General features: G+C 65.6%; 20 protein-coding genes and 2 pseudogenes. 14 read left to right on the forward strand and 8 right to left on the reverse strand.

What is annotated here, in order from left to right; translation table 11 throughout:
- Genes ccoS through E5P2_RS10685 form a run of 8 tightly spaced genes read left to right on the forward strand, consistent with a single transcriptional unit; the run spans window position 1 to window position 5,370 of the window.
- Window positions 1–138 carry a cbb3-type cytochrome oxidase assembly protein CcoS gene (ccoS, locus tag E5P2_RS10650; protein WP_162567055.1) on the forward strand — a complete coding sequence of 46 codons (138 nt, stop codon included), beginning with the start codon at window positions 1–3 and terminating at the stop codon, window positions 136–138.
- Between the two features lie 59 nt (window positions 139–197).
- Window positions 198–1,637 carry a cytochrome-c oxidase, cbb3-type subunit I gene (gene ccoN, locus E5P2_RS10655; RefSeq protein ID WP_162567056.1) on the forward strand — a complete coding sequence of 480 codons (1,440 nt, stop codon included), beginning with the start codon at window positions 198–200 and terminating at the stop codon, window positions 1,635–1,637.
- Between the two features lie 9 nt (window positions 1,638–1,646).
- The gene (ccoO, locus tag E5P2_RS10660) at window positions 1,647–2,276 is read left to right on the forward strand and encodes a cytochrome-c oxidase, cbb3-type subunit II (RefSeq protein WP_162567057.1); all 630 of its coding nucleotides are present in this window, start codon (window positions 1,647–1,649) and stop codon (window positions 2,274–2,276) included.
- Window positions 2,277–2,287: 11 nt separating this feature from the next.
- Window positions 2,288–2,425 carry a cbb3-type cytochrome oxidase subunit 3 gene (locus tag E5P2_RS10665; protein ID WP_162567058.1) on the forward strand — a complete coding sequence of 46 codons (138 nt, stop codon included), beginning with the start codon at window positions 2,288–2,290 and terminating at the stop codon, window positions 2,423–2,425.
- Window positions 2,426–2,438: 13 nt separating this feature from the next.
- Window positions 2,439–3,368: a cytochrome-c oxidase, cbb3-type subunit III gene (ccoP, locus tag E5P2_RS10670; protein ID WP_162567059.1), complete on the forward strand. Its 930-nt coding sequence runs from the start codon at window positions 2,439–2,441 to the stop codon at window positions 3,366–3,368.
- 24 nt (window positions 3,369–3,392) lie between these two features.
- On the forward strand, window positions 3,393–4,829 hold the full coding sequence (gene ccoG / locus E5P2_RS10675) for a cytochrome c oxidase accessory protein CcoG (RefSeq protein WP_162567060.1): 1,437 nt from the start codon (window positions 3,393–3,395) through the stop codon (window positions 4,827–4,829).
- A gap of 15 nt (window positions 4,830–4,844) precedes the next feature.
- On the forward strand, window positions 4,845–5,120 hold the full coding sequence (locus E5P2_RS10680) for a FixH family protein (protein ID WP_162567061.1): 276 nt from the start codon (window positions 4,845–4,847) through the stop codon (window positions 5,118–5,120).
- Between the two features lie 4 nt (window positions 5,121–5,124).
- Complete coding sequence (locus E5P2_RS10685; RefSeq protein ID WP_162567062.1) at window positions 5,125–5,370, forward strand: hypothetical protein; 246 nt, start codon at window positions 5,125–5,127, stop codon at window positions 5,368–5,370.
- Here E5P2_RS10685 and fnr read toward each other — a convergent pair.
- Window positions 5,351–6,070 (reverse strand): fumarate/nitrate reduction transcriptional regulator Fnr, encoded by a 720-nt coding sequence (gene fnr / locus E5P2_RS10690; RefSeq protein WP_162567063.1) that lies wholly within the window; start codon window positions 6,068–6,070, stop codon window positions 5,351–5,353. The genes E5P2_RS10685 and fnr overlap by 20 nt on opposite strands.
- Window positions 6,071–6,193: 123 nt before the next feature.
- On the opposite strand from fnr, the gene hemN reads away from it, so the two are divergent.
- The gene (gene hemN, locus E5P2_RS10695) at window positions 6,194–7,612 is read left to right on the forward strand and encodes an oxygen-independent coproporphyrinogen III oxidase (protein WP_162567064.1); all 1,419 of its coding nucleotides are present in this window, start codon (window positions 6,194–6,196) and stop codon (window positions 7,610–7,612) included.
- Window positions 7,613–7,614: 2 nt separating this feature from the next.
- Window positions 7,615–8,328 (forward strand): sulfite exporter TauE/SafE family protein, encoded by a 714-nt coding sequence (locus tag E5P2_RS10700; protein ID WP_162567065.1) that lies wholly within the window; start codon window positions 7,615–7,617, stop codon window positions 8,326–8,328.
- A 31-nt stretch (window positions 8,329–8,359) separates the two neighbouring features.
- On the opposite strand, the gene E5P2_RS10705 is transcribed toward E5P2_RS10700, so the two are convergent.
- Window positions 8,360–9,145, reverse strand: coding sequence for a hypothetical protein (locus tag E5P2_RS10705; RefSeq protein WP_232080901.1), 786 nt, complete (start codon window positions 9,143–9,145; stop codon window positions 8,360–8,362).
- A 196-nt stretch (window positions 9,146–9,341) separates the two neighbouring features.
- On the opposite strand from E5P2_RS10705, the gene E5P2_RS10710 reads away from it, so the two are divergent.
- Entirely contained in the window at window positions 9,342–10,013 is a 672-nt protein-coding gene (locus E5P2_RS10710; RefSeq protein ID WP_232080652.1) for a Crp/Fnr family transcriptional regulator, read from the forward strand.
- Window positions 10,014–10,086: 73 nt separating this feature from the next.
- Here E5P2_RS10710 and E5P2_RS10715 read toward each other — a convergent pair.
- From E5P2_RS10715 to E5P2_RS10730, 4 genes and pseudogenes are all read right to left on the reverse strand, one after another.
- A pseudogene (locus E5P2_RS10715) lies at window positions 10,087–10,449 on the reverse strand (FtsX-like permease family protein); the annotation flags it as partial.
- Between the two features lie 18 nt (window positions 10,450–10,467).
- Window positions 10,468–10,620: a hypothetical protein gene (locus tag E5P2_RS10720; protein WP_162567068.1), complete on the reverse strand. Its 153-nt coding sequence runs from the start codon at window positions 10,618–10,620 to the stop codon at window positions 10,468–10,470.
- A 178-nt stretch (window positions 10,621–10,798) separates the two neighbouring features.
- Window positions 10,799–11,104, reverse strand: coding sequence for a hypothetical protein (locus E5P2_RS10725; RefSeq protein ID WP_232080653.1), 306 nt, complete (start codon window positions 11,102–11,104; stop codon window positions 10,799–10,801).
- A 28-nt stretch (window positions 11,105–11,132) separates the two neighbouring features.
- Window positions 11,133–11,438, reverse strand: coding sequence for a hypothetical protein (locus E5P2_RS10730; protein WP_162567070.1), 306 nt, complete (start codon window positions 11,436–11,438; stop codon window positions 11,133–11,135).
- A gap of 49 nt (window positions 11,439–11,487) precedes the next feature.
- Here E5P2_RS10730 and E5P2_RS10735 point away from each other — a divergent pair, with 49 nt between their 5' ends.
- The 3 genes and pseudogenes from E5P2_RS10735 to E5P2_RS10740 all read left to right on the forward strand — a co-directional run bounded on the left by E5P2_RS10735 (window position 11,488) and on the right by E5P2_RS10740 (window position 13,313).
- Window positions 11,488–12,840: an MBL fold metallo-hydrolase gene (locus tag E5P2_RS10735; protein WP_162567071.1), complete on the forward strand. Its 1,353-nt coding sequence runs from the start codon at window positions 11,488–11,490 to the stop codon at window positions 12,838–12,840.
- Between the two features lie 90 nt (window positions 12,841–12,930).
- Window positions 12,931–13,029: pseudogene (locus E5P2_RS38350) on the forward strand (hypothetical protein); the annotation flags it as partial.
- A complete protein-coding gene (locus E5P2_RS10740; protein ID WP_443083513.1) occupies window positions 12,999–13,313 on the forward strand; it encodes a hypothetical protein in 315 nt (104 codons plus the stop codon). The pseudogene E5P2_RS38350 and the gene E5P2_RS10740, both read left to right, overlap by 31 nt.
- Here E5P2_RS10740 and E5P2_RS10745 read toward each other — a convergent pair.
- Both E5P2_RS10745 and E5P2_RS10750 read right to left on the reverse strand, forming a co-directional pair.
- Window positions 13,300–15,348, reverse strand: coding sequence for a PAS domain S-box protein (locus tag E5P2_RS10745; RefSeq protein ID WP_162567072.1), 2,049 nt, complete (start codon window positions 15,346–15,348; stop codon window positions 13,300–13,302). The genes E5P2_RS10740 and E5P2_RS10745 overlap by 14 nt on opposite strands.
- Complete coding sequence (locus E5P2_RS10750) at window positions 15,348–16,076, reverse strand: winged helix-turn-helix domain-containing protein (RefSeq protein ID WP_162567073.1); 729 nt, start codon at window positions 16,074–16,076, stop codon at window positions 15,348–15,350. The genes E5P2_RS10745 and E5P2_RS10750 overlap by 1 nt, the downstream gene beginning before the upstream one ends.
- Window positions 16,077–16,126: the final 50 nt, after the last annotated feature.

Raw genomic sequence — 16,126 nt, forward strand, 5'->3', positions numbered from 1 at the left:
ATGGACATCCTCTTTCTTCTCGTTCCCTTCTCGGTGGGGCTGGTCCTGGTCATCGTCGCCGCGCTCTGGTGGGCCGTGGACCGCGGCCAGTTCGAGGACGCCGAACAGGAAGGCGAGCGCATTCTTCACGGCGATTGATCTGCGTCAAGTTCGCGCCCGCGACGTGGAAAGACACTGACGCCGTCCCAGGATCGATCATGCAATCCAACCCTTCTTCCTCACAGATCTACAGCGACACGGTGATCCGGCAGTTCGCGCTCATGGCCGTCGTCTGGGGCGTGGTCGGCATGCTGGTCGGCGTGGTCATCGCGTCGCAGCTCGCCTGGCCCGACCTGATCTCGGGCATCCCCTGGCTCAGCTACGGCCGGCTGCGCCCGCTGCATACCAATGCCGTGATCTTCGCCTTCGGCGGCTGCGCATTGATGGCGACCAGCTTCCACGTCGTGCAGCGCACCTGCCAGGTTCGCCTGTTCGCACCGAAGCTTGCGTCCTTCGTCTTCTGGGGCTGGCAGGCGGTGATCGTGGCGGCCGCCATCACGCTGCCGATGGGATTCACGCGCAGCAAGGAATACGCCGAACTCGAATGGCCGCTCACGATCGCGATCGCCGTCATCTGGGTTGCCTATGCGATCGTGTTCTTCGGCACCATCGCGCGGCGGCGCGTGCGCCACATCTACGTGGCCAACTGGTTCTACGGCGCCTTCATCATCGCGGTGGCGCTGCTGCATATCGTCAACGGCGCCTCGATGCCGGCCGGCTGGATGAAGAGCTACTCCGTCTATGCCGGCGTGCAGGACGCGATGGTGCAGTGGTGGTACGGCCACAATGCGGTCGGCTTCTTCCTGACCGCGGGCTTCCTCGGGATGATGTACTACTACATCCCGAAGCAGGCTGAGCGGCCGGTGTATTCGTACCGGCTGTCGATCGTGCATTTCTGGGCGCTGATCTTCACCTACATGTGGGCCGGCCCGCACCATCTGCACTACACGGCGCTGCCCGACTGGACCCAGTCCCTCGGCATGGTGTTCTCGCTGATCCTGCTGGCGCCCAGCTGGGGCGGAATGATCAATGGCGTGATGACGCTGTCGGGCGCCTGGTACAAGCTGCGCACCGACCCGATCCTGCGCTTCCTGATCGTCGCGCTGTCCTTCTACGGCATGGCCACCTTCGAGGGGCCGATGATGTCGATCAAGACGGTCAACGCCTTGAGCCACTACACCGACTGGGGCATCGCGCACGTGCATTCCGGCGCGCTTGGCTGGGTCGGCTTCATCTCGATGGGCTCGCTCTACTACCTGATCCCGCGGATGTACGGCCGCACCTCGATGTACAGCGTCAAGGCGATCGAGATCCACTTCTGGACCGCGACGATCGGCGTCGTTCTCTACATCGCCGCCATGTGGATCGCCGGCGTGATGCAGGGCCTGATGTGGCGCTCGATCAATCCCGACGGCACGCTGACCTACACCTTCGTCGAAAGCGTCAAGGCCACCTATCCGTTCTACGTGGTGCGCCTGATCGGCGGACTGATGTACCTCGGCGGCATGCTCGTCATGGCGTGGAACGTCTGGATGACGGCCATCAGCGGTGCATCGGCGCGCGCCACCATTCCCCCGTTGCCACTGGCTCGCGCCTGAGGATCGTCCATGTCATCGAATTCCGCACCCGGGACCGGCTTCACCCACGAGAAAGTGGAGACGAACAATTTCCTGATGATCGTGCTCATCCTGCTGGTGGTCGCCATCGGCGGTGCCGTGGAGATCGTTCCGCTGTTCTTCCAGAAATCGACCACCGAGCCGATCGCCGGACTGAAGCCCTACACCGCGCTGCAACTCGCCGGCCGGGACATCTACCAGCGCGAGGGTTGCTACAACTGCCATTCGCAGATGATCCGGCCCTTCCGTTCGGAGACCCTGCGCTATGGCCACTACTCGGTGGCCGGCGAGTTCGCCTACGACCACCCGTTCCAGTGGGGCAGCAAGCGCACCGGCCCCGACCTGCAGCGCGTCGGCGGCAAGTACAGCGACGAGTGGCATCGGATCCACCTGATCAATCCGCGCGACCTGGTGCCCGAATCGAACATGCCGGCCTACGCGTGGCTCGAGAAGTCCAAGGTCGACGCCGAGGTCATGCCGGCGCACATGCGCGCATTGCGGCGCGTCGGCGTCCCCTACACGGACCAGGAGATCGCTTCGGCCTCGAAGGATGTCGCGGGCAAGACCGAGCTGGAGGCGGTGGTCGCCTACCTTCAATCGCTGGGCCTGTCGCTCAAGTAAGGAACAAGCTCATGGATATCACCACCCTGCGCGTCGCGGCCACAGTGGCCTGCTTCGTCGTGTTCATCGGCATCCTGGTCTGGACCTTCTCGCGCCGCAATACGCGGCGCTTCGAGGAAGCGGCACGGCTTCCGTTCGAGCAGGACTAGGCGGAGCGCTTCGATGAACGACTTCATCAACGTCTTCTGGGCCAACTACGTGGCCGGTGCGGCCGTCCTCAGCATCCTGGCGTGCGCCTTGCTGTTGTGGCTCACCGCGCGCAAGAAGGTGGTGGCGAACGACGACAACACGACCGGCCACGTATGGGACGAGGACCTGCGCGAGGCCAACAATCCGCTGCCGATGTGGTGGGTCGGGCTGTTCGTGATCACCATCGTCTTCGGCTTGGCCTATCTGGCCTTCTTTCCCGGCCTGGGCAGCTTCGGCGGCAGACTCGGCTGGAGCGCGGCCGGACAGTACCAGAGCGAGGTCGCCGACGCAGACAAGGCGCTGGCACCGATCTATGCAGCCTTCACGGCCATGCCGGTGGAGCAGATCGCCGGGGACCCGAAAGGCATGGCCATCGGCGAGCGTCTGTTCATGAACAACTGCGCACAGTGTCACGGCTCGGATGCGCGCGGCAGCAAGGGCTTCCCGAACCTGACGGACAAGGACTGGCTGTACGGCGGGACGCCCGACAAGATCATCGAGACCATCACCCATGGTCGGACGGGCAACATGCCGCCGATGGCCGCGGCCGTCGGCTCGCCCGAGGATGTCAAGAATCTTGCCCAGTACGTGCTGAGCCTTTCCGGCAACTCGACCGATTCGGTTCGAGCCGGCCTGGGCAAATCGCATTTCACCGTTTGCGCGGCCTGCCACGGTATTGGCGGCGTGGGCAGCCAGGACATCGGTGCCCCGCGCCTGAACGACAACATCTGGCTGCACGGCTTTGGACAGGAAGCGATCGTCGAGATGATCAACAACGGCAAGCACAACGTCATGCCGGCGCAGGAGGGACGGCTCACCGAGGCGCAGATCAAGGTGGTTGCATCGTATGTGTGGGGCCTGTCGAACACGCCTGCGCCGAAGCCTGCGCTTCCTGGCAACTGATCGGCTCGCCTGCGAATGCCCCGCATGACACGGCCAGCCGCTTCCCCCAAGGTGATTCCCATCGCGCCGGCGGCAGCAGATGCCGGCAGCGGCCGCCTTTACGAGTCGTCCAGGAAGATCTACCCGCGCAACGTGCAGGGGCGGTTCATGCGCTGGCGCTGGGCGATGGTTTTCGCGACGCAGCTGTTCTTCTATCTGATGCCGTGGCTGCAATGGGGCGGCCGGCAGATCCTGTTGTTCGATCTCGCGGCACGCCGCTTCTACATCTTCGGTCTGGTCCTCTATCCGCAGGACCTGATCTATCTGTCGGGGCTGCTGGTGCTGAGCGCGCTTTCGCTGTTCCTGTTCACTGCGGTGGCGGGGCGGCTCTGGTGCGGTTTTGCCTGTCCGCAGACGGTCTACACCGAGATCTTCATGTGGGTGGAGCAGAAGATCGAGGGCAATCGGATCGCGCGCATGCGCCTGGACGGCGAGGCCTTCTCTGCGGAGAAGCTGGTCAAGAAGTGGTTCAAGCATGTGGTCTGGCTGGGCATCGCGATGTGGACCGGCTTTACCTTCGTGGGCTACTTCACGCCGATCCGCGAGCTGGGTCTCGCGTTCCTGCAGACACGCATGGGATCGTGGGAGGTGTTCTGGGTGTTCTTCTACGGTCTTGCGACCTACGGCAACGCCGGCTTCATGCGCGAGCAGGTGTGCAAGTACATGTGCCCCTATGCGCGATTCCAGAGCGCGATGTTCGACTCCGACACCCTGATCGTGAGCTATGACGCCGCTCGCGGCGAGCCGCGCGGCGTGCACGCCAAGGGACAGGATGCACGGGCGCTGGGCCTGGGCGACTGCATCGATTGCGGGCTGTGCGTGCAGGTCTGCCCGGTCGGGATCGACATCCGCCAGGGCCTGCAGTACGAGTGCATCGGCTGCGGACTGTGCGTCGATGCATGCAACACCGTCATGGATCGCATGGCGCAGCCGCGCGGGCTCATCCGCTACGCCACGGAGAACGGCATGAAGAAGGGTTGGACGGCGGCCCAGGTGCTGCGCCGCGTTCTCCGTCCCCGGGTACTGGTCTATGGCTTCGTGCTGCTGGCGCTGGCCATCGGTCTTCTTGCGAGCCTGGTGGTGCGCATGCCCTTGAAGGTCGATGTCGTGCGCGACCGGGGTTCGCTCGCGCGCCTCGTCGAAGGCGGCCGCCTCGAGAACGTCTATCGGCTGCAGATCATGAACGCGACCGAGAGGCCGCAGGTCTACCGGATCGCGGCCGAGGGCGGGCTGCAGGGGCTCGCAGTGGCCTCGGACGACAGCGTCAAGGTCGACGCGGCGCAATCGCGCTGGGTGGCGGTGCGGTTGCAGATCCCCGCGGACCGGGCGCCGGTCGGCTCGCACACGGTCTATTTCGACGTGCGAACGGCCGATGGCAGCGCGCATGTGTCCGAAAAAGCCGTATTTCTGGTTCCACGTTAAGCTCCGGAGGACAGCATGTCATCGATCGAGAAGCCACCCATTCGCCCCCCAGGCTGGTGGAAATATCCGCTGGTATGGCTTGTGATGGGTCTGCCGGCCGCAGTCGTGGTGGCCAGCCTCGCATCGGCTTGGCTGGCGGTGCATACGACAGACTCGGTGGTCGACGAGGACTACTACCAGAAGGGCGTCGACATCAATCGCGCGCTGGCTGCGAGGACGCTGGTTCCCGCCGAGACGGGGCGCAACCATGCCGTGACGCCGGCAGGCGTCCTGCCGGCGCGGAGGCCTTGAAGCGATGAGCCCGCAACGCTGGATGTGTGTGTTGTGGCCGGCCTTCCTGATGGCCTGCGTCTGCGAATTCGCGGTGTTCGCACTGTGGGATCCGGGCGAACTCTACTGGCGCAGCGGGAGTGCCGACTTCACGCGGCAGACGCTCTACGCGGGCGGATTCTTCCTCTTCTGGCTGCTCGGTATCGGATCGAGCGCGCTGACGATCTGGCTCGCGCTGCCGCCGGCCGATTTCAATCGCCAGCGCGATTGAAGACTCGCTGGAGCGCATCGGCATCGACGATGCGCAGATGGCGTTGGCGAACCTGCAGGATGCCGTCGTCCATGAACTTCGACAGGGTGCGGCTCACGGTCTCGAGCTTCAGGCCGAGGTAGCTGCCGATCTCCTCGCGCGTCATGCGAAGCACCAGCTCCGACTCCGAGAATCCGCGCGCGTGCAGCCGCCGCACCAGATTCAGCAGGAAGGCGGCGAGCCGTTCTTCCGCACGCATGCTTCCCAGCAGCAGCATCACGCCGTGCTCGCGCACGATCTCGCGGCTCATGATCTGGTGCACGTGGCGCTGCAGCGCGCTCACTTCGCGCGAAAGCGCCTCGATCCGCTCGAAGGGCATGACGCAGACTTCGGCGTCTTCCAGCGCCACGGCGTCGCAGGTGTGCCGGTCGTTCACGATGCCGTCCAGGCCGATGATCTCGCCGGCCATCTGGAAGCCGGTGACCTGATCCCGCCCGTCCTCGGTCGTGATGCGGGTCTTGAACACGCCCGTGCGGATCGCATAGAGCGACGTGAACTTCTCGCCGGCGCGAAACAATGCCTCGCGGCGCCGCACCTTGCGACGCTTGGCAACGATGTCGTCGATGCGCTGCAGTTCGGCGGGCTCCAGGCCCACCGGCATGCAGAGCGTCCGCAGGTTGCAGTTCGAACAGGCAACCTTGATGTTGTCGGTGCTGGTCATGATGAGGTCCGTTCGTTTGCGCGATTCTGGGTCGCGCAAACGAACGGAGGATTGACGTGCGTCAAGGCCCGCAAGGCGGACCGGCGGCACATTGGCGCATTGCAATCGTCAGGTCGCTTCGCGATGTCCTCGAACCCCGCCCTATTTCGCGCCGCAGCGGTCCGGCCGCTGGTTTCTCCTGCTGTCCTGCAGCGCTTCGACATCGCGGGTCCGCGCTATACCTCCTATCCCACGGCGGATCGCTTCGTGGACGCCTTTGATGCAGCGGACTACGCGCAGGCCCTGCGACAGCGGCGCAGCGCCGGCGCGCACGCGCTGCCGCTCTCCCTGTACGTGCACATCCCCTTTTGCGAGTCTCTCTGCTACTACTGTGCGTGCAACAAGATCGTCACGCGGCATCACGATCGCGCGCGCCAGTACCTGGACGGCTTGACACGCGAGGCGCAGCTGCAGGCCGCTCAGCTCGGTCGCGGGGCCCTCGTCAGCCAGCTGCATCTGGGCGGCGGCACGCCCACCTTCCTGTGCGATGCCGAGCTCGACAGGCTCATGGACGTGTTGCGCAACGCATTCACATTCATGCCGGACCGCGAGCAGTCGATCGAGATCGACCCCCGCACCGTGGATGCCGAACGCCTGGCGCACCTGGCGGAACTTGGCTTCAACCGCTTGAGTTTCGGTGTGCAGGACTTCGATCCGGACGTGCAGCAAGCGGTTCACCGGATGCAGCCCGCGGCTCAGGTCTTCGAGTTGATGGCTGCGGCGCGCGCATTGCACTTCGCATCGATCAACGTCGATCTCATCCTTGGCCTGCCCCTGCAGACAGCCGTCTCGTTCGATCGCACGCTGGAACGGATCCAGGAACTGCGCCCCGACCGCGTCGCGCTGTACGCCTATGCGCATCTGCCGGACCGCTTCAAGCCGCAGCGCCGCATCGACGTGAACGATCTGCCGGCGCCTGCGGTCAGGATGCAGATGCTGTCGCGCGCGATCGACGCACTGACGGCGGCAGGCTATGTCTACATCGGCATGGACCATTTCGCGCTGCCCGACGACACTCTGGCCGTGGCCAGGCGCCAGGGCCGGCTGCATCGCAACTTCCAGGGTTACAGCACGCAGCCCGACTGCGACCTCGTGGCCCTCGGCGTGTCGGCCATCGGGCGCATCGGCGCCACCTACAGCCAGAACGCCAGGACGCTGGCCGAGTACTACGACCATCTGAACCAGGGCCGGCTCCCCGTCGTGCGCGGACTGGCGCTGACGCGCGACGACCTGGTTCGACGCTCGGTCATCCTGGCCCTGATGTGCCAGGGCCGGGTGGACTTCGAGGCGATGAGCATGGCCCACCTGTTCGACTTCCGCGACTACTTCGCGCCGGAGTTCGCGGCGCTCGGGCCGCTGGTGGCGCAGGGGCTCGTCAATCTGACCGATCACGACATCGAGGTCACGCCGACGGGCTGGTACTTCGTGCGTGCCGTTGCGATGGTGTTCGACCGCTACCTTCAGGCGGATCGGAACCGGGGCCGGTTCTCGCGCATCGTCTGAGCATGCCGTCCTCTCTGGCCAGCGCTGCGCTGCTGATGGGATTGGTGGGCGGTCCGCATTGCGTGGCGATGTGCGGCGCGGGATGTGCCGGCGTGATTCGCCTGGTGCGTGCGGGCGCTCCCGCCGCCGTGGCCGACGCCGCGCCGGCGCGGCGCGGCGCGGTGCGAGCCGCTGCCTTTCACCTGGGCCGGATCGCGAGCTATGCCGTTGCCGGCGCGGCGACGGCAACTGCGACCCAGGGACTGGCGTTTGCAAGCGCGCAGGTGGCCGCCTTGCGGCCGCTGTGGATCATGTTTCATGCCTGCGTGCTGGCATGGGGCGCGCTGCTCATGCTGCACGGGCGGCAACCACTCTGGGCCCATCGCATCGGCCGGACAGTGGGTGGCCGCCTGCAGCCGTTGACCGCTTCGACCGCGGGTGTGCTGGCGACAGGCGCACTGTGGGTCTTGATGCCCTGCGGCCTGCTGTACTCCGCATTGCTGGTCGCCAGCCTCGCCGATACGGCATGGCAAGGAGCCGTCACCATGGCCCTGTTTGCGCTGGGCGGCGCCATCTCGCTGATTGCGGCGCCGTGGCTTTGGCAGCGCTTGCGCTGGCATGTCGGCCGTCTGCGCGTCGACTGGGCGAACCGGCTTGCCGGTCTGGTTCTGTCCATCATCGCGGCGCAAGCATTGCGGATGGACATCACCCAACAGCTGGACATCTATTGCCGTTAGCGCTGTGACGCATGACGCGCCGCAAGGGAAGCTAGCGATTGGTCATCGCGTCGAGCAGCATCGCCTGCAGCACGAAGTGGCGGTTCTCGCAACGCTCCGCCTCTTCGATCGGCCCGGACGGCGCTTCGAAAGCCCAGTGCTCTGCATCGCTGGCATCGATCGTGAATGCCTCGTCGTTGGCCGCATACCGCGCGAACTCGACGAAACGCAGGTCGAAACCCAGCAGCCTGGCAGCCTTGACGAAATCCTCGCCGCGCGGCGTGCGCGGATTGCCGAGGAACGAGATGGCGTTGCCGGCAACGCCGCGCGGACAACGCTCGCTGATGCACAACAGGTCCGCCAGAATCCGAAACGGGTGTTCGTCGCTTTCGAGGCCATGGTAGACCGGAATGCCGGCGTGGCGCTCGATCTCCAGGGCGACGGCGCTTGAGATCGGCCCGCAATCGACGGCGTCGTAGAGCCGGCCAAGCATCTGGCAGATGTCCCTGAGCTTCGGGTCGCCGGATTCGAGGGGATCGCCGAGCCGCACGTGGGAAATGCGAGCGCCGAGTTCTGCCCCCGCGCGGTGCAGTTCGGAGGTTTCGGTTGTTGGCGCCTCGGTTCGCAGCAGCGCCAGGTTCTTGCCCGACAAGGGGCGGAGCGTCCCACCTGCGCGCCACGCCGCCTTCAGCCGCTGCGCCATGTCGACGATCCGGCGCACTTCAGCGCTCGAAGCGCCAGGAGACGGCCAGGTGCTGCGAGCGTTGACGGGATGCAGGGCAATTGGGGGCACGCGGAGAAGGCTACGCCTGGCGTTCAGCCAATTCTTGATCAACATCAACGCCAGCGCATGGACCACAGCACTCACGCAAAAGACACAAGCCATTCACGCACCGTTACGCGAACGCGCACTGCATTGGCGGTCCTGTTGCACGTGCGGCCTAAGCTTCAATCCATCAAATCAGGAGCGAACGATGGAACAAGCGACCCCCGCGGCGAAGACAGGCCAACCCGCACAGAATCGCATTGCCGCAATGCTGCAATTGCTCCAGGACACGATGTCCGTTCAGAAGCGGATCGTCCACGCAGGCGACTCGGTCTACCAGGTGGGTCAGCCGTTCCAGTGCCTGTATGTCGTCAGCACAGGCTTCTTCAAGATGGTCAATCTCTCGGACGACGGGCGCGAACAGGTCGTGGGTCTTCATTTCCGCGGCGACTGGCTGGGTCTGGACGGTATCGCCAACGGCCGGTATGGCTGCGACGCCGTCGCCATGGACACCGGCGAAGTCTGGAGCATCCGCTACGACGCTTTGCTTGAGGCCGGCGCCCGCACGCCGGCATTGTTGACCGCATTCCACGAGACGATGAGCCGTGAGCTTGCGCGGGATCGCGACTCGATGCAGTCGCTGTGCACCTTGCCCGCCGATGCGCGCGTTGCCGGCTTTCTACGCTATTGGGCCGATGCGCTGGCCCAGCGCGGCTTGCGCACCGATCAGATCACGCTGCGCATGACCCGCGCCGAAATCGGCAACTATCTGGGCATGACCCTGGAGACCGTGAGTCGCTCTCTGTCGCGCCTCGCTCGCGTCGACGCGATCCGGTTTTGCGAGAAGGGCAGGCGTGACATCCATATCCCGGAACTCGGAGCCTTGACGGCCTTCATGCAGCGCAGCACCGCATCGCTGGGCGCCGCGGCCGTTCATTGAGCAGGCGACGGCGCCGCGGGCAATCGGCGATGTGCCTGATCGGCGCAAACGCTGACCAACCTGACCGGCACGTTCAGCCTCTGAAGATGTCGAAGGGCTCGATCGTCAACACCCGGCGCACGCCGGACCAGCTTGAGATCGCGGCGATGACCAGGACCATGGCGAAGGCCAGGCTCGGGTTCCAGAACGTCACGATGGCGGCGTAGCTGGACAACTCGGCGCGCGCGATGGTGATCGTCAGCGTCACGAGGCCGGTGCCCGGGCCGAAGCCTGTCAATGCGGTGAAGCTGGCCGTGAAGAGGATCATGCAGACAAGCTCGCGTCGCTTGGCTCCGATCGCCTTGAGCGCGCCGAACTTCTCGAGGTTCTCCAGGATGAAGCTGTAGAAGGTCTGACCCCATATCGACAGCCCTACCGGGAAACTGATGACCGTCATGGAAGTGCAGGTCCGAACCTACTTCGTCCCGTGAGGCGTACAGGACTGGCACGCGGGGGCGGCCACTTCGACCGATTCGGCCATTCCGGCGACCACGAGCACTGCGGTCGCTCCCGCGGTGGCCAGCACGAACGCCAGCACCTGAAGAATCCCCGTCTTGGTGATCGTCATGTCAACTCCTGCGTGATGAACTGGGGCGGGTCGGTCGGTCGGCCGACCCGCCGGGAGGGATGCTTCGACTGTAGTGATCGGCATTCGATGCGACTTGCGCTGGATCAGGGCGCCGGCATTTGTCCGATCGGCCTGGTACAGCGTGGCGCGCATCTGGCATCCGTGCTCTCGAAGATGCTCATTCGTACAGACTGCGGCGCGCTGGCTTGGCGCCGGGCCGTGGAACCCGGCGCACGGTATCGCAATGCGGCTCATCTCCGGTGGGCGTCAGCCATTTGCGGTTCAATGCCCTGAGTCCGCGCGGTGTGATCTCGAAAACCGTGGCGGGATCCTGGCGCAGACAGTCGTCGCAATCGAAGTGGGGCGCGGGAATCAGTGCCTTGACGTGCCCGGCTGCATCGAGCCTTCGGAGTTTTTCGATCTCGTCGCGGCTCGCGATCGGTGATGGAAGTTTCGCGTTCGCAAGCCTGTGCAGCAGTTCCATGGGCATTCGGCACCTCCTTCGATCGCTTTCAGTCCTGCGTGACCCATATCACCAGCGCTCGCAGTCCGAGCCAAAGCAGCGTGAGCGCGGTGGCCAGCGACGCGACGACGATGCGCAGGACGGCGCCGCGGTGCGATCTCCGGAAGGCGATTCGATGATCCGCATTCATGTGATTTTTTCCTTTGATCAATGAATCGTGCGCTGTCCCCGGGTCGCGGGCTTTGACGCGCATCAAGCTTTCATGCACACGGGCGACCTGCGCCGACGCCCCAAGCGATCGAGGCGACGGATGCTCGAGCGGGTCTCCGCAAACGGCTGCCTTGATGGAGGTCAAGGCGCCGCCGCGCGCCGGTGCCACGCTTCATCCGACAAGGAGAACAGCGATGCGCATCCAATTCCTCGGCGCCACCGGTACCGTCACCGGGTCCAAGTATTTGCTGGAGCACGATGGCCGGCGGCTGCTGGTCGACTGCGGACTTTTCCAGGGTCTGAAGCAGCATCGCCTGCGCAATTGGGAGCCGCTCCCCGTCGATGCCGCACGCATCGACGCCGTGCTGCTGACCCATGCCCACATGGACCACAGCGGCTATGTGCCGCGCCTCGTCAAGCTCGGCTTCGAGGGAAGGGTGTACTGCACGTCTGCCACGCGCGACCTGTGCCGGCTGCTGCTGCCTGATTCCAGCCGGCTGCAGGAGGAGGAGGCCGATTTTGCGAACCGTCACGGACACTCGAAGCACAAGCCGGCACTCCCGCTCTATACCGAGGAGGAGGCTCGCATTGCATTGAAGCGCTTCGAGACCGTTCCCTTCGAAAAGGAGATCTCGATCTGGCCCGGTTGGTCATGGCGTCTCGGTCGCGCGGGCCATATTCTCGGCGCCTGCAGTCCCCGCATCGATTGGGGTGGCGGCAGCATTCTTTTCTCGGGGGACCTTGGCGGCAACGACGACTTGATGATGCGCCCGCCGGAAGCGCCCGCACCTGCGGACTACGTGGTGGTGGAGTCCACCTACGGCAACCGGCGGCATCGCGAGGCCGATACGCTCGGCACGCTTGCCGAGATCATCAACCGCACTGCTGCGCGCAATGGCGTGCTGGTGGTGCCGGCGTTCGCCGTCGGACGCGCGCAGACGCTTCTGCATTGCATCCGGCTGCTCAAGCAGGCGCGTCGCATTCCGGAGATGCCGGTCTATCTGAACAGCCCGATGGCCGCCGATGTAACCCGGCTCCTGCGCAGCCACCTCGACGAACATCGCCTGACCGAAGAGCAATGCGCTGCTATGAGTCAGGAAGTCACCATCGTCAACACCATCGAGGAGTCGAAGCGCCTCAACGCGCTGACGGGTCCGTCGATCATCGTGTCCGCCAGCGGCATGGCCACCGGCGGGCGTGTGCTCCATCACCTCAAGGCCTATGCGCCGGATGCCAGGAATACGATCCTGTTCGCGGGCTTCCAGGCCGCCGGCACCCGCGGCGCGGCGATGCTGGACGGCGCCGAAGCGGTCAAGATCCATGGTGCCTATGTGCCCCTTCGCGCCGAGGTGGCCCACCTCGATACGCTGTCGGCGCATGCGGACCGCGAACAGTTGCTGGCCTGGATCGGCGCGCAGCCGGCGCCGCGCCGGGTATTCGTCACGCACGGGGAGCCGGTGGCGGCCGACGCCTTGCGGCTGGCCATCGAGGAACGCCATCCGTGGCCCTGCACGGTGCCGGACTATCGGGATTCGCGCGAACTCTGAGGGTGCCTGCCCATGCCCATGTCGCAATCCTGGCGTCCATGACACATTGCGGTCCATGTGCCAATCGTCGGTGTCGCGCTGATCCCGGTCGTGCTGGGAGGGCCGGTCCTGCTACTGCCGCTTCACGTCGTACTGCTCGAACTCCTGATCGACCCCGCGTGTTCGCTGGTGTTCGAAGCGGAGCCCGCACCGGACGACAGCATGCGCGTGCCGCCGCGGCGAAGCGACGAAAGGCTGTTTTCGCCGGCATCCGCGGCGGTCAGGAGTGGGCCAATCCGGCCTTCATGGTCCTGCTGGCAGGTGTCTGCATCGTCTGGGTGCTGCTGCTGGGCGTGCCCGCCATCGGGTCGGTATTCGGCCTGCCTGCCATGCCGGCTGCATGGGCACTGGCCGCCGCGCTGCCCGCGGGTTGGGCCGTGTGGTGTCTGGCCCGGCGGCGCCGATGGGCGCCGCGCCTGTTCATTGAGCGGTGAGCAATGCCCTTGTCATCGCGCGTTCCAGTTCGTCCCGGGCAAAGGGCTTGCGCAGCAACTCCCAACCGGGCGGCGTTTCGAGCAGTTCGACCGAGAATCCCGACCTCAGCAGCACGGCCAGGCCGGGTCGCCTCTTGCGTGCTTCGTCGGCCAGCTCGGTCCCCTGCATACCGACACCGAGCGCGATATCGGTCAGCAACAGTCCGACACCCGAGCCGGATGCGAGGGCGATGAGCGCCTGTTGGGCATCGCCGCACGGCAGCACCTCGCAGCCCATCGATTCCAGAAAGCTCTGAACGACGCTGCGTACCTCGGTATCGTCTTCCACCAGCAGCACGCGCAGCCCTCGCGGCACGCTGCCGCCGGCAACGTCCTCGTTGCCATGCTGGCCCCCATCGTCCGGCTCGATGCGCGGCAGGTAGAGCGTGACGGTCGTGCCCTCGCCCGGCGCGCTGTCGAGCCGGATGGCACCACGCGATTGCCGTGCGAAGCCGTAGACCGTGGACAGTCCCAACCCGGTGCCGCGTCCGACCTCCTTGGTCGTGAAGAAAGGTTCGAAGGCGCGATCCTTCACCGCCTGCGGCATTCCGCTGCCAGTGTCCGCGATGGAGATCGCCACATAACCGGCGGCCGGAGCCTGCGCCGTCTCGGCGTCAAGCTCCGGCGGCAGCTCGCGCTCGGCATGGCATGCGAAGGCCAGCGTGCCGCCTTGCGGCATGGCATCGCGCGAATTGATGGCGATGTTGAGCAGAGCCGATTCCAGCTGGACCGGATCGGCCAGACAAAGCACCTGGGCCGTGTCGAGCGTGATGGTGATGCGCTGGTCGAGTGTTCGACGCAGCATGTCGGTCAGCGAATGGAGGAGGGCACTGGCGTCGAGCACCACCGGCTGGAGCACCTGCCGCCGCGAGAAGGCAAGCAGCTTGCTCGTGAGTTCTGCGCCACGTCGCGTCGCGCGCGTGGCGGCACTGATCAATTGCAGCGCGAATGTGTCGGCGGCGCAGGCGGGCATCTCTTCGAGTACCTGCAGATTGCCCGAGATCACGGTCAGCAGGTTGTTGAAGTCATGGGCGATGCCGCCCGTGAGCTGGCCGACGCTTTCGAGCCGCTGCGCATGGTTCAGGGCGTCCTCGCTTTGCGCCCGTTGCAGGACAGTGGCCAGCAGGCTCGACAGCGAATCGAGAAAGCGGACCTCGTCCTCGCCGAATCGCCCCGCCGTGCGCGAGCGCACGGCCAGGATGCCGATCACGTGGCCGCGGTCTGCCAGCGGCACGGAGATCTCGCACGTCATCCCTGCCCGCAGGTAGGGAGCCGGAATCCTGAATCGCTGGTCCCGTGAATAGTCGCCTATCAGCACCGGCTTGCCCTGCGCGACGACATAGCTCGAAGGAGTGCCGAGTTCGTTCGGGATTCGATCCCCGACCTTCTCTTCCGGCAACAGGCCGACACCGGATGCAATCCGAAACTCCAGGCCGCTCGGCTCCAGCATGAGCACTTTGGCCGATTCGACCTGGAGCGCGTCCGCCGCGGTCAGCGGGACCTGTTCGAGCAGCCGTTGCGTGTGGGGCGCCTGCACCGCGAGGCGCCCGAACTGCGCCAGGCATTCGGCATAGCGCGCCCGTTGCAGGGCCTGCTTGACCCGGGGATAGGCGCCGACACTGCGAATCGCGGCCACCACGAACGGCAGGCCATGGTCGTTGAGCGGACTGAGCGCGATCTCGACCATCACCTCGCTGCCATCGCGGCGCTTTGCCACCAGGTCCATCTGCATGCCCATCGGACGTGTGCGCGGCTGATCGGCATACGCGTTGCGGTAGGCCGCATGGCGCGGCCGGATGGCATCGGGGACGAGGACGTCGACCGAGAGTCCGAGCAGTTCCCGGGCTTCGTAGCCGAGCAGGTCGAGCGCCGCCGGATTGGCCAGCACGATCACGCCATGGAGATCGACCAGCAGCAGCGCATCGGGGTAGGCGGCGAACAGCGAGCGGAAAACGGTGCCGTCGTCGAAGCCCGGAATGACGGGGCCTTGCGTCATCACGCCGTTTCGACGCCGGGAACGAAGAGATAGCCGGCGCCGCGCACCGACTTGATGATCTGGGGACGCTCCGGATCGGTCTCGAGCTTGCGACGCAATCTTCCGATCTGCACGTCGATGGTCCGGTCGAAGGGCCCGCTTTCGCGTCCGCGCGTGCTTTCGAGCAGGAAGTCGCGCGACAGCACGCGGCCGGGATGGGTGCTCAGGACATGAAGGAGGTCGAACTCGCCCGAAGTCAGCGTCACCTCGGCACCGCCGGGCCTGAGCAGCCGTCTCGCGGCCGTGTCGAGTTCCCAGCCCGCGAACTGCAGCAGCGGGCGCGGCGCAGGACGCGAAACAGGCACGGCCGGTGTCGCCGGCGCGATGCGTCGCAGCACCGCCTTGATGCGTGCAAGCAGTTCGCGCAGGTCGAAGGGCTTGGTCACATAGTCGTCGGCACCGACCTCGAGGCCGACGACCTTGTCGACCGCGTCGCCACGGCCGGTCACGATCACGAGCCCGCAGTGCCAGTGCTCCCGCAGCTGGCGCGCGATCGCGAAACCGTCTTCGCCCGGCAGGCCGAGGTCGAGGAGCACGAGCACCGGCGCGTCCTTGCCCATCAATTCGAGCAGCGACCGCCCCGAGTGCAGCTGGCTGACGCGATAGCCGTGGCTGCCCAGGTAGTTGGCCAGCAGGAGCGTGATGTCGTGCTCGTCGTCCAGGACGGCAATGTGGGTAAGGTCGGTCACCGGGGCATGGTAATCGCCCCTCCGGCTGCCCACAATGCCTGCGGAGCACC

This window comes from Variovorax sp. SRS16, assembly GCF_901827165.1.
Classification (GTDB): domain Bacteria; phylum Pseudomonadota; class Gammaproteobacteria; order Burkholderiales; family Burkholderiaceae_C; genus Variovorax.